This window comes from Seonamhaeicola sp. ABD4_340, assembly GCF_056312135.1.
This window is the reverse complement of sequence record NZ_CM149981.1, coordinates 2,709,696-2,723,404: the sequence shown is the minus strand read 5'-3', so window position 1 is coordinate 2,723,404 and position 13,709 is coordinate 2,709,696. Positions and strand designations below refer to the sequence as shown.

Annotated in this window: 10 protein-coding genes; 2 read left to right on the top strand and 8 right to left on the bottom strand. The window is 33.3% G+C overall.

Annotation, left to right across the window (positions count from 1 at the left end; all coding sequences use genetic code 11):
• Positions 1–2 precede the first annotated feature (2 nt).
• The 5 genes from ACYX4H_RS11810 to ACYX4H_RS11790 form a co-directional block, all read right to left on the bottom strand.
• Positions 3–590 (bottom strand): DUF4202 domain-containing protein, encoded by a 588-nt coding sequence (locus tag ACYX4H_RS11810; protein ID WP_476236474.1) that lies wholly within the window; start codon positions 588–590, stop codon positions 3–5.
• Between the two features lie 141 nt (positions 591–731).
• Entirely contained in the window at positions 732–1,109 is a 378-nt protein-coding gene (nirD, locus tag ACYX4H_RS11805) for a nitrite reductase small subunit NirD (RefSeq protein ID WP_476236473.1), read from the bottom strand.
• A gap of 23 nt (positions 1,110–1,132) precedes the next feature.
• The gene (gene nirB, locus ACYX4H_RS11800; protein WP_476236472.1) at positions 1,133–3,649 is read right to left on the bottom strand and encodes a nitrite reductase large subunit NirB; all 2,517 of its coding nucleotides are present in this window, start codon (positions 3,647–3,649) and stop codon (positions 1,133–1,135) included.
• A 164-nt stretch (positions 3,650–3,813) separates the two neighbouring features.
• Complete coding sequence (locus ACYX4H_RS11795; protein WP_476236471.1) at positions 3,814–6,108, bottom strand: FdhF/YdeP family oxidoreductase; 2,295 nt, start codon at positions 6,106–6,108, stop codon at positions 3,814–3,816.
• A 122-nt stretch (positions 6,109–6,230) separates the two neighbouring features.
• Positions 6,231–7,781, bottom strand: a complete 1,551-nt coding sequence (locus tag ACYX4H_RS11790) for a hypothetical protein (protein ID WP_476236469.1) — start codon at positions 7,779–7,781, stop codon at positions 6,231–6,233.
• 216 nt (positions 7,782–7,997) lie between these two features.
• On the opposite strand from ACYX4H_RS11790, the gene ACYX4H_RS11785 reads away from it, so the two are divergent.
• Positions 7,998–8,726: a hypothetical protein gene (locus ACYX4H_RS11785; protein ID WP_476236468.1), complete on the top strand. Its 729-nt coding sequence runs from the start codon at positions 7,998–8,000 to the stop codon at positions 8,724–8,726.
• A gap of 27 nt (positions 8,727–8,753) precedes the next feature.
• Positions 8,754–9,620 (top strand): hypothetical protein, encoded by an 867-nt coding sequence (locus ACYX4H_RS11780; RefSeq protein WP_476236466.1) that lies wholly within the window; start codon positions 8,754–8,756, stop codon positions 9,618–9,620.
• 56 nt (positions 9,621–9,676) lie between these two features.
• Here the strand turns inward: ACYX4H_RS11780 and ACYX4H_RS11775 are convergent, their stop codons facing one another.
• The 3 genes from ACYX4H_RS11775 to kbl form a co-directional block, all read right to left on the bottom strand.
• The gene (locus ACYX4H_RS11775) at positions 9,677–11,893 is read right to left on the bottom strand and encodes a xanthine dehydrogenase family protein molybdopterin-binding subunit (RefSeq protein ID WP_476236465.1); all 2,217 of its coding nucleotides are present in this window, start codon (positions 11,891–11,893) and stop codon (positions 9,677–9,679) included.
• A gap of 22 nt (positions 11,894–11,915) precedes the next feature.
• Positions 11,916–12,377: a (2Fe-2S)-binding protein gene (locus tag ACYX4H_RS11770; protein WP_475295975.1), complete on the bottom strand. Its 462-nt coding sequence runs from the start codon at positions 12,375–12,377 to the stop codon at positions 11,916–11,918.
• A gap of 133 nt (positions 12,378–12,510) precedes the next feature.
• Positions 12,511–13,698, bottom strand: coding sequence for a glycine C-acetyltransferase (gene kbl / locus ACYX4H_RS11765; RefSeq protein ID WP_476236463.1), 1,188 nt, complete (start codon positions 13,696–13,698; stop codon positions 12,511–12,513).
• Positions 13,699–13,709: the final 11 nt, after the last annotated feature.

The window sequence follows — 13,709 nt, the reverse complement described above, 5'->3', positions numbered from 1 at the left end:
TATTAACCTTGAATTGCTTTTTTTACAAGCTCTGAATTTTTTTCAGAAAAATTTAGATTTAAAGCTGCTTCATGTCCTTTTTTTGACATTTTTTTCCATGTTTTTTGAAGAATATCAATAACCTTGTCATCTTCATGTTTTGCAGCAAATTCTTCAAAATAATAATCTAAAAACACCAAACATACAGTGTCTTCTAGTGTTTGAGACTCTTCGTTTTTCTTAATTAATTTCTTTGTTATTAATTGCGAAACTCTTTCTATATACTGTGCATCATACCCAACATTGCTAAGTATTTCTGATGTGATTTCAGCATGCATTTTCTTTAAAGTTTCGCGCCATTTTAAATAGCCAACTCTATCCATTGGATATTCATCACGGGCAATTTGCCATCTGCAAATATGTTGTGCACGTGCTGCAATTTGTAGTGCTTTTGATGCATTGGGCTCAAATTGTAGCAATTTACGCGTCATGCGTTGTGAATACAGTAATTCTTTTGGGTAATTCATACCGCTTACTTGATAAGTGTTTACATCTTCAGAATTTTTTTTATCAATTAATGCTATGGCAGTTTCAAATCTGGTTGGCTTCATATTTTCAAGGAATATTTAATATTAGTAGCCAAGATACGTATTTAACATTTTAATATTAAACACAAGTATGTAATTTTAAATTCTTTTAAAAATTTATGTTTTTTACAACTAGGTTTCCTAAATTTTATTTAGAAATTTTACCTACTCTGTAAAACCAATATACACATTATCACCTACAATTTTTACAGGATATGTGGCTATAGCCTCTAAATCACCATTTAAGTTTTCACCATTTTCTAATGAAAATGTTTTTTTGTGTAATGGGCAAGCTACTTTTGGTATGCCTTTATCATCACCAATCATACCGCGTGATAATACCATTTCCATTTTATGCGGACAAACATTTTGACAAGCGTACCATTTGCCCAATCTTGCAAAATTAAATACGGCTATTTGTTTGTTTTTATATTTAACACAAGCGCCACCATCAACAGGAAAATCATTAACCGATGCTGCTTTAAACCAAACGTTTACCGCTTCTATTTTTGTGGTTTTATATGTATCTAGAATTGTTTCCATGTTTTCATTTTTTTGAAGGTTAATTATTTCCAAGGTTCTGGCATTTTTTGCTCGCGCATTGGCACAAATACCAAATTATCATCGTCTTCTTTACTATTAACAAAATGGTTGAAACGTTTCATCATTTCAGGATTATTAACAGCTTGTGTCCATTCACATTCAAATTTATTAACCAAGGTTTGCATTTCATTTTCTAAATCTTCGGCAATACCAAGTTTATCATCAATTACAACTTCTTTTACATACTCTAAACCACCTTCTAATCGTTCTTGCCATGCAGCTGTACGCTGTAATGGTTTGGCAGTACGCATGTAAAACATTAAGTATCTATCTAAGTATTTAATAACCGTTTCATTGTCAATTTGTTCTGCTAATAATTCGGCATGACGTGGTGTTGCGCCACCGTTTCCTCCTACGTACAAATTCCAGCCACCTTCAACAGCAATTAAACCAAAATCTTTACCACGAGCTTCGGCACATTCTCTTATACATCCAGATACGCCGCCTTTAATTTTGTGAGGTGCTCTAATTCCGCGATAGCGATTTTCTAGTTCAATACCAAAGCTTACACTTTCATCCATACCATAACGACACCAAGTTGAACCTACACAAGTTTTAACCGTTCTGAGCGATTTACCATAGGCATGACCACTTTCAAAACCATGTGAAATTAATTCTTTCCAAATTGAAGGTAATTGGTTTAAAGTAGCTCCGAATAAATCTATACGAACACCGCCTGTTATTTTGGTATATAAATCGTATTTTTTTGCAATTTCTCCAAGTGCAATGAGCTTATCTGGTGTAATTTCTCCACCAGGAACACGCGGTACAACCGAGTAAGTACCATTACGTTGAATGTTCGCTAAAAATCTATCATTTGAATCTTGAATGGCATATTCTTTATTGGCTGTATCTGCATTTATTGTTGCCATTAATGAGGCTACCAATGGTTTACATAGTTCACAACCATGACCACCATTTCCGTGATTATCTAAAACCTCATTAAACGCTGTGTAACCTTTAACTTTAATAATTTGGTATAAATCTTGCCTGCTTAAATCAAAATGTTCACAAACACCTTCCTTAACCGTAATACCTAAAGATTTTAGGGTAGCATTGGTTAAATCGGTCACTATGGGTTTACAACCACCACAACCTGTGCCAGCTTTGGTGCAACTTACAACGCCTGCAACATCAGTAGCTTCGCCGTTTTCAATAGCAGCACATATTTGTCCTTTTGTTACGCTTTCACATGAACATACTTGAGCTTCATCAGGTAAATCTGTTACATCGCCAAAAGCTGATGCACCATCACTTGCTGGTAAAATAAGTTGGGCAGCATTCTCAGGAATAGCCATTCCATTCAAGTACATTTGATGCAACATATTATAATCTGAAGCATCACCAACTAAAATCCCTCCTAATAACGATTTCCCATCTAAGCTAACATTGATTCTTTTGTATAAATACTCTGTTTTATTTTCAAAAATTATAGAATGCCCTTTTGAAGCAGGCATAAATGGTTCACCAAAGCTAGCCACATCTACACCAATTAATTTTAGTTTGGTAGACATGTCTATTTCTTCAGCCATTTTTACTTCAGAATTTCCAATAATTTGTTGTACAGCAACCTCTGCCATGTCATAACCTGGAGCCACTAAACCGTAAATCATTTGGTTGTAAAGTGCTATTTCGCCTATGGCGTAAATACTATCATCTGAAGTTTTCATAGTATTATCAACTACAATACCTCCACGAACACCAACCTCTAATCCGCAAGCTTTAGCCAATTCATCTCTTGGACGAATACCGGCTGAAACAATGAGCATATCAACATTTAAAACATCATCTTCACCAAACTCCATACCTGTGATAAACTTATCACCTAAAATTTGATTGGTAGCTTTACTTAAATGAATATTTAAACCTATAGATTCTAACTTCAATTTTAAAACTTGAGAGCTTCGGGTGTCTAACTGTCTAGGCATTAGTTTAGGAGCAAACTCAACAATATGAGGCTCTAAGCCCATATCTAAAACTGCTTTACCAGCCTCTAAACCAAGCAAACCACCTCCTAAAACAGCGGCTTTAGCATTTGGTTTTTCTACTTTTAACTTAGCTGCGTAAGCTAACATACCCTCTAAGTCTTCAATGGTTCGATATACAAAAACACCTTCTTTTTCAACACCTTTAATAGGCGGTACAAAAGGCGAAGAACCCGTTGCCATTACAAGATAATCATAAGTAAACTCGCGGTCTTTAGCTGTAGTAATTGTTTTTTCGGTTCTATTAATATCGGCAACACGTTCACCTGTTATTAATTCAATACCATTATCTGCATACCATGTTGCTGGTGCCATTTCAAGGGCTTTAGCGTTTTGATTTTCAAAAAATTCACTTAAGTGAACTCTATCATAAGCGGGTCTTGGTTCTTCACCAAAAATGATTATTTTAAAATTCTTTGCATTTTCTTGTGCTACAAACTTTTCACAAAATTTATAACCAACCATACCGTTACCAACAACAATGATGTTTTTCATATCTAAGTATTTTAAAACAAAACTAAGTAATTATACTTAATTTTGATTCAAAATAGGATATGAAAATTGCGAAAGCCTTCAATTATTACCAATTTGATAAATTGAAGGCTTTTAAATTATTTATAAAGCAAAATTGCTATTATATTTTTTTCTGAAATTACATTTTAGTTGGCATGTACTGTAATTACAATACTTTTTGAAGCTGGTGTTTTAGCTGTATGAGCAAAATTATCTAAAGGTACAAGCACATTGGCCTCAGGAAAATAGGTAGCACAACAATGCTTAGGAATATCATACCCAACAACTTTAAAATTATTTGCAGTACGTACAACACCTTTAAATGTTGATTGTAATTGCACTACTTGCTGCTCTTCAAGTCCGCGTGCTTTCATGTCATCTTTATTCATAAAAATAACACGACGCTCATTGAAAATACCACGATACCTGTCATCTAAACCATAAATGGTGGTGTTAAATTGATCGTGACTACGTATTGTCATCATTACTAATTCATCTGTTTCTAATTGCCATTGAGGTAATTTGTTTACACTAAAATTAGCTTTACCTGTTTTAGTTTTAAACTGCCTTACACGAGCACCATTAGGTAAATAAAACCCTGAAGGTTGTTTTAATTTAGTATTATAATCTTTAAAACCATCAACAACCTCTTCAATATCATTTCTAACCAAAGCATAATCATCTTTATAGGCCAACCAGTTTATTTTTGAACGGTTTTTTAAGGTAGCATTGGCAATACCACAAACAACAGCCACTTCACTAATAATTTTATCTGAACAAGGTTCTAAAATACCTTTAGTTGAAGATACAACACCCATAGAATTCTCTACACTTTGGGTTTGCACGCCCGTTTTTTGATAGTCTTTTTCTGCTCTTCCTAAACATGGTAAAATTAACGCCTCTTTGCCGGTAACCAAATGAGAACGATTCAACTTTGTGCTTACATGCACCGTTAAATTACAATTGGCCAGTGCTTGTGCAGAATAATTAGTGTCTGGCACTGCCGAAATAAAGTTACCTCCTAAGCCAAAAAATACTTTAGCCTCTTTTTTATACATGCCTTCAATAGCATCAATAACAGAATAACCGTGTTTTGTTGTTGGCTTAAAGCCGTATTTAGCTTCAATTTTATCTAAAAAAGCTTGTGGTGCAGCTTCCCAAATACCAACAGTTCTATCGCCCTGAACGTTAGAATGCCCACGCACCGGACATGTTCCTGCGCCTTCTTTACCTATGCTTCCTTTTAATAATAATAAATTAACCAACTCTCGGATATTATCAACAGCATTTTCGTGCTGTGTTAAGCCCATTGCCCAACAAATAATAATTTTGTTGTTGTTTAAAATTATATCAAAAACGGCATTAAATGTTTCTTTTGAAACACCCGAAGCCTTTAAACAATCGTTAAAATTATATTGTCTTAAATCTTTAATAAAAGCATCATAGCCACTGGTGTACTCTTCAATAAAAGATTTATCAAATACATTGCCCGTAGTTTCTTCTTTTTCTAGTAGTTTTAAAAGAATAGCTTTAAAAAAAGCAACATCGCCATTAATAGTAACAGGTACAAAAACATCGGTTAACTCTGTACCACCAGATAACATTTTTAACGGACTTTGCGGGTTGGTAAACTTCATTAAACCAACCTCTTTTAACGGGTTAATAGTTATTATTTTACCGCCATTATTTTTACATTTTTCAAGCGCTGTAAGCATTCTTGGGTGGTTGGTTCCTGGATTTTGCCCCACAACCATAACTACTTCTGCCTTATACAAATCGTTTAAAGTAACAGACCCTTTACCTATGCCAAGTGTTTCTGAAAGTGCTTTACCACTAGCCTCATGGCACATATTTGAACAATCTGGCAAATTAGCGGTACCATATTCTCTAACAAATAGCTGATACAAAAAAGCGGCTTCATTTGTAGTTCTTCCTGAAGTGTAAAATACGGCTTCATCGGGCGAATTTAAAGCGTTTAAATGGTCTCCAACTTTATTAAAAGCATCTTCCCAAGAAATTGGTTGATAGTGTGTAGCGCCTTCAGCTAAATACATAGGTTCTGCCAACCTTCCTGATTTACCAATTTCAAAATCTGACCATTCAGATAGTTCATCAACTGCATGTTTTGCAAAAAAATTGGCTCCAATAGTGTTTTTCTGAGCTTCTTCTGCCATGGCTTTCATACCGTTTTCACAATATTCGCCTAAAGCGGAACGCTCATCGTCTGGATCTGGCCATGCACAACCAGGGCAATCAAACCCGCCTTTTTGATTTATTTTTGATGAAATTTTAAGAGCATCAGATGGTTTCATATATTTTGAAACCTGGGTTACTGCAGATTTTAAAGCGCCAAAACCCACACTATTTTTTGGTGGATTAGTTACTTTTAACTTTGTAAACTTTTCTGAAGTAGCTGCTCTATCTTTTGGTGTTTTGCTCATACCTTTTTTGATAGATGAATATTAAGTTTGCTAAATTACTGGTAGTTAAAATTGAAAAACTAAACTATTATAACTAATATATAAACTAAATTGTTATTAAAGACCTCTAAAAACAGTATTTTTTAAATATCGGCAATACAATCTGTTAAATTATCTTCTCTTTTTAAGCCAATTTTTTTTCTAATTCTATGCCTAGATATATGTACACTATTTATAGATATGTTTAAAAGCGAAGCCATTTCTTTGCTATCAAATTTCAGCCGTATTAAAGCGCAATGTTTTTGTTCTGTTGGTGTTAAGTTAGGATATTTTTTTCTTAAAGCCTTATAAAAATTAGAATTCACTTCAGTAAACCTTACATTAAAACGTTCCCACATGTTTGTGTTTTCTTTAATAACATCATCTTTAGTTTTTTTATAAATTTCTGGAGCCTTCTCCTTTATAATTTTTAGTAAGTAATTTACTTTTTTGTCCTTTTCTATAAGCTGAAGTGCAGATACGGTAAGTTCTTTACGTTTATACTCTAAATTTATATTTAACTTTTCTTTTTCGTGTTGGGTTTTAATGGCTTCATTTTGTTTGGCGTATTGTAATTTTTTAACTTTAGCATTGTGGTAAAAACCTATTACCACCAATATTGCACAAAGTAAAACAAGTGCTATTACAACTAATAAACGCGATTGTATTAAGCTTTTTTTCTCAATTATATTTTGTTGTTTGGTTATAAAAGCTTCCTTGCTATCTATAGTTTCTTGGTACTTGTTTCTTACCTCAAATAACTGATTGTTACTTTTATTTCTAACACTAAAGAGACTGTCTGATATTTTAGTTGAGGCATTTAAATAATTAAACGCCTCATTTAAATATCCTTGTTTTTGTAATACTTCAGATGTTTTTTTTAATATGTCTGGCTTTAAATCTGTGTGCGCTTTTAAACTATCAATTTTTTGTAAGCTTAGTTTATAAAACTTTAAAGCTTCATTATTATTTGTCTTTTCAAAATATAAATCTCCCAAAAACGAATAAATAATTATAGTATAATTTTTCTCTTCTTTATAATTTTCAAAAATATGTTTTGATTGTAATAAGTAATCTTCAGCCTCGTTAACTTTATTTTGTTGTAAAAGCACATAACCTTTTTCGGCTAAAAAATAAGGGTTGCTTTTTTTAATTTGTAAAGTTGTTTTATGTATGTACAAACAAGAATCTAAATACACCAAACTACTATCATATTGTTTTGCCTTTCTATATTGCACCGCCAAATTATAGTAAGCTTTTGTTAATTTCTTTGATTTTTCCCCACCTAAAACGCTATCTTTTTTTGTATAGAATAACGCTAATTTTTTATGATGAATTGCCATTTTATCTCGTCCGTAAATACCATACAGCACACCCAATTCATCATGAATATTAGCCAACTCTTTAAAATTTGCCGTTTGTTCAACTAACAACAAAGCATCCCATAAATGCCCATATGCAAAGGCATATAAACCTTTATTTTTGTTTTCATCAGCTAATTTTAAATGATTTTTAATTTGAAATATAGTATCATTGTTTACAGTAATATTATTAATTTCAATGTTTTGGTATTCTTTATAAGAATTAACATTACTGCTAAATAACAACTTACTAACACAAACAAAAATTAAACAGGTTATTAAAAAATTCTTCATACTTAAAAATAACGTTTTTCACTAAACAATTAAATGTATAAAAAAAACATGATTGTATAGTTCATTTTAGCACAACAAACAACACAGTAAAGTTATTGCTAAGTTGTTTTTTATCATGATTTAAAAACTTAAAACCTATTTTTACTTACAATAGATTAATAATGTAGTATTATAATTTTAACTACAACACATAATTACCAACAACTAAACTATTTTATGATGAAAAAAACCTTATTAACATTACTATCTGTGTTCTTTTTAATGTTTTCTTGTGGAGACAGTAACGATGAATCTTCAAAAGAAGAACAAACACAAATTACCGATGAAACAAAAGAAGAAGAAGAAGAAGAAGAAGAAAGCAACACCGAAAATGAAACTTGCAAAATCACAAACAAAGATGGCTTATTAATAATTGAAGCCGAAAGTTTTGATTTAAAAGGAAAATGGCGCATCGTTGAAGATGAAAAAGCTTCTGCAGGTAAGTACATTGAATATTATGGCGCTAATAGCTACCAAACTCAAAACTTAGATCATGAAATTACGGTAAAATTTACGGTAGATGCCCCAGCAACATACTTAGTTAGGTGGTACATGAGACAACCTGATGAAGCCGAAGGTGATAAATCTAACGACGTTTGGATTTATTTCCCAGGAAATATTGGTTTGGCTAGAGTTAACGATGCCGATTATACTTTAGAACATTATGAAAAATTTGTAAGCCGTGGTAAAGGTGAATTCACCTATGGTGGTGCTTTAGATTTACACAACCCAAAATCTAGCTCATGGATGCGTGCAAGATTTCCTGAAGCAGGTGAATACACTTTAAAAATTTGTGCCAGATCTGAGTTTTTTCAATTAGATAAACTAGTACTTTCTTCAGGTATGCCAGATGACGATGCTAAAAATAAAAGCAAAAACCTTACCGAAAATATAGTTTGTGAATAACAAATAATAACCATACTTAATAAACACATGACACACCAAGTTTTAAAAGTTGTACTTATTTTTATAATTACACCATATTTAGCATTTGCTCAAATACCCACATACAAAAACAATAGAATTGCTTGTAGTGCAGATGGTAACGCACAACCTGATTTAGAGTATACAGGACGTTATAATTACGCAGACCCCGATGATTGGGGTGCAACACCTGCCACTTTAGCTATACTTGCTAAAAAAAAATTACAAAACAAACTTGTTCATTACTCTTACAATAATTTTATGCCTTCGCCACCTCATACAACGGTGCGTAATTACATGAAAGAAGGGGTTGATGGTTCTGTAGAACGATGGCATTTTAATAAATCTGTATTTTTTGATGTTGGCACGCATAAAAAACAAGCTATAAATCATTTAAAAGTTGAAATATTAAAATCTACAGAAAATGACCCATTGTTTTTTGTTAACATGGGACCTTCAGAATTTTTATATCAAACTGTAAAACAAGTTATTGATGAAGGTAAAGCAGATGTTCTTTCTTACGTTTACATTATTTCACACAGTAATTATAATGATAATCATTTAAGAAGACCAGACCATCACACTATTGATGATGTTTTAAAGTTAAGTGAAAACCGTTTAAAATTTAAAAGAATTAAAGACCAAAACAATAAAAACAACCCCAACGAAGGATGGAGTTCACTGCATGATTGGAGTGTTTGGCATTGGTTAAGAGATAGCAAAAACCCCGATTTTGTATGGCTTTGGGAAAGTATGAAAAAGCATAAAGAATTTAGAGCAGATATTTCAGATGCAGGAATGGTTTACTATTTACTTACTGGCGATGCTGATGGTAACCCCAAAAAGTTCCAAGCATTTCTTGGTAAAGAAATTTAACAAATAAAAAAGCGAGTTAAATAATACTCGCTTTTTTTTATCTTTTTTATTATTGTTTAGCCTACAACCTTTTTAGCTTGTAAATTATTCATATAAGGTTGCTTAGTTAAGCGTTGGCCTGTAGCTTTGTAAATAGCATTAGCAACAGCGCCGCCTACGGGTGGCAAAGTTGGTTCACCTAAACCAGTTGGAGCTATATTATTTTCAACAAAAAACACATCTACTTTAGGGGTTTGCCCCATTCTAATTAATTGATAACTATTAAAGTTATTAGACTGTGGAACACCGTTATCAAACACAAAATCTGAATACATTGCATGACCAATACCATCTAAAACACCACCTTTTATTTGATTTAAGGCACCTAACGGATTAACAACAATACCACAATCTACTGCGCAGGTTACTTTTTTTACATTAGGCACTCCATTTTCCATTGTTATGTCGGCTACCTCAGCTACATGCGTATTGTGGCAATAATACACTGCCAAACCTTGGTAAACACCTTCAGCTGTGTTTCCCCAATTAGATTTTTCAACAGCTAACTTTAAAACACCTTGTAACCTGTCTGGATTATATTCTATTTTAGGGTCTGGATTGTTTTTTACATTATCTAGTAAATCCATATGTAATTGTACCCTATCTATGCCTATTTCTTCAGCTAATTCATCAAAGAAACTCTGTTCTGCACTCGCTAAAAAATTAGTATATGGCGCTCTCCAAGCACCGGTTGTTATATTACTTTTATAGTTTGCCGTATCAACTTGATAATTTTCTATGGCTGCTGCTGGAAAAAAGTTTGGTATTAACCCGTACATATTACCGTTAATACACGCCTCTTTTAAATGATAACCTGTTACTTTGCCATCTTTTATAGAAGCTGCAATTTTATATTTAGTTGAAGGACGATACACACCCGTTGTCATGTCATCCTCCCTAGAAGATACCATTTTAATAGGTTTCTTAATTTTATCTGAAATTTCGGCTGCTTCATACACAAAATCGCCATATAGCCTTCTTCCAAAACCACCACCCATTCTAGTCATTTCAACAGTAATATCTTCTATATTTCTGCCTAATAAAGCTGCTACTGTTTTGGCAGCATCTTCCGGTGTTTGTACTGGGCCAACTAAACGTACTTTTTCATCATTAACATCGGCAAAAAAGTTCATTGGCTCTAATGTGTTGTGTGGTAAAAAGGGCGCTTCATAAGTACGCTCTAAAACCTTATCTGCTTGTGCAAATGCTTTTTTAACATCGCCATCTTTTCTGCGTGTATTAAATTTAGAACCTTCTAAAATTTCATTTAATTTTTTATTGTGAAACTCAGTACTTTCTAAAGCAGAATCTTCTTTCCAAGTTGCTTTTATGGCCTTTTTGCCTTTAAAAGCATCCCAAGTTGTTTTGGCAAGTACAACCACTTTATTACTTTTACTAAGTTGGGCTGTCCAGTTTGGTTTATCTCCTTCTAAATATGCTTTTGCTTTATCACCAATAGTAATTACATCAACAACACCGGGTATTTTTTTAGCTTCGGAAGCATCAAAAGTATCTAAAATTTGACCAAAAGCAGGCGGACGTAATACAGATGCATACAACATGCCTTCTTCTTTATAATCTAAACCAAAAAGTGGTTTACCTGTTATAATTTCATCTATATCAACATTTGCAATACCTTGGCCAATAATGGTAAAATCTTTAGGTTCTTTTAGGGTTACATTTTCAGGAACTTCAAGTTGTGCAGCTTCTAAAACCACATCGCCATAACCTAAAGTTTCGCCTTTTGCATTTGTAATAACACCTTGTTTTGCTTTGCATTCTGAAGCATTTACGCCCCATTTTGCTGCTGCAGCATTTACCAACATTTGTTTTGCTGTAGCACCAGTTTGCCTTAGCGGTTCCCAAGCCAAACGTAATGATTGGCTACCACCTGCCAATTGGCGTGTGTAATTTTCGGTATCTAAAGGTGCTTGTACCACATACACATCATCCCAAAGCACGTCTAATTCTTCTGCAATAAGCATTGGCATTGAGGTTTTTACACCTTGGCCAATTTCGGGGTTGGGTGCAAAAATAGTAACTTTCCCTTCGGGTGAAATTTTTATGAAGGCATTAAAATCGTTATAATTTAGCGTACTTAAATCTACTGGCATTTTAACATCTTGCTTACAAGCATTAAACAAGTTAAAACCAATTAACATACCGCCACTGGCTAAAGCAGAGGTTTTTAAGAATGATCTTCTGCTGAAATTTATTTTATTTGAAGGTTCCATGTTTTCTTTTTTTTGGTTGAAATTAACTCATTTTTTCGGCAGCCACTTTTACTGCTTCTTCAATGCTATTGTATGATGCACAACGGCAAATATTACCATGCATAGCGTTTCTAATTTCAGTTTCTGAAGGATTGGGGTTTTGTTGTAAAAAAGCGGAGGCCGTCATTATTTGTCCTGCTTGACAATAGCCGCATTGTGGCACATCAATAGCTTTCCAAGCTTCTTGCACTGGGTGAGTGCCATTTTCTGAAAGGCCTTCAATAGTTGTAATATTCATTTCTTCGGCTTGAGATACTTGTATTAAGCAACTTCTCATTACATTACCATCTACATGCACACTACAAGCACCACACTGCCCTATTCCGCAGCCAAATTTAGTACCTACAAGGTTTAAATGATCTCTTAACACCCAAAGTAAAGGTGTGTCCATATCTGCATTTACAGTATGGTTTTTGTTGTTAATTTTTAAGTTAAATGTTGGCATAGTTAATATTTTGGTATTAAATTACTAAAAATGTAATTACAAAAACACCAAACCTATAATTTTAACAAGCACTTAACGTAGGCAAAATTACCTGTAGCAACCACTATTTTAGCTTTAACTAATTTTTATTTACTTATATAACGTTTAATATTTTTCCTACTTTTGAAAAAGCTGCAATGGCCTTATCTAATTGTGTTTTATTATGTGCAGCAGATAATTGCACTCTAATTCTAGCTTTGCCTTTTGGCACAACAGGATAGAAAAAACCTATAACATAAATACCTTCTTCTAATAATTTTGAAGCAAATTCTTGAGCCAAAGTTGCTTCATATAGCATAACGGGTACAATAGGATGATCACCAGGAACAATATCAAAACCAGCATTGGTCATTTCTGTTCTAAAATACTTTGTATTTTCCTCTAATGTATCTCTTAAATGCGTTGATTCGCTTAAAATATCTAACACTTTAATAGAAGCACCAACAATGGACGGTGCTACAGTATTTGAAAATAAATAAGGCCTAGAGCGTTGCCTTAATAAATCAACAATTTCTTTTCTTGCTGCCGTAAATCCGCCCGAAGCACCACCCAGCGCTTTACCGTAGGTACCGGTAATAATATCAACTCTACCCATTACGTTTCTGTACTCATGTGTTCCACGGCCTGTTTTTCCTAAAAAACCAGTAGAATGACACTCGTCAACCATAACCATAGCACCGTATTTATCGGCTAAATCACAAATTTTATCTAATTGAGCTATGGTACCGTCCATTGAGAAAGAACCATCTGTTACAATCAATTTTCTTCTGGCATCTTTAGCTTCAATTAACTTAGCCTCTAAAGCGTTCATATCATTATGATTGTATCTAAATCTTTGCGCTTTACACAAACGAATACCATCAATAATAGATGCGTGGTTTAAAGCATCAGAAATGATAGCATCTTCCGCATTTAAAATAGGCTCAAAAACTCCTCCGTTAGCATCAAAAGCAGCAGCATATAAAATACAATCTTCCATACCTAAAAAGGCAGCTGTTTTACGCTCTAATTCTTTGTGAATATCTTGTGTACCACAAATAAAACGCACTGAAGATAAACCGTACCCATGACTATCAATAGCTGCTTTTCCTGCTGCAATTACTTCTGGGTGTGATGATAACCCTAAATAATTATTAGCACAAAAATTTAAAACTTCAGAAGATTTAGTTGTTGAAATTTGTGAACCTTGAGGTGTTGTAATTACACGTTCATTTTTATACAAACCTGCTGTTTTTATAGCATTTATTTCTTCTTGTAATTGTGCTTTAATATTTGTGTACATAATGTGTTTTT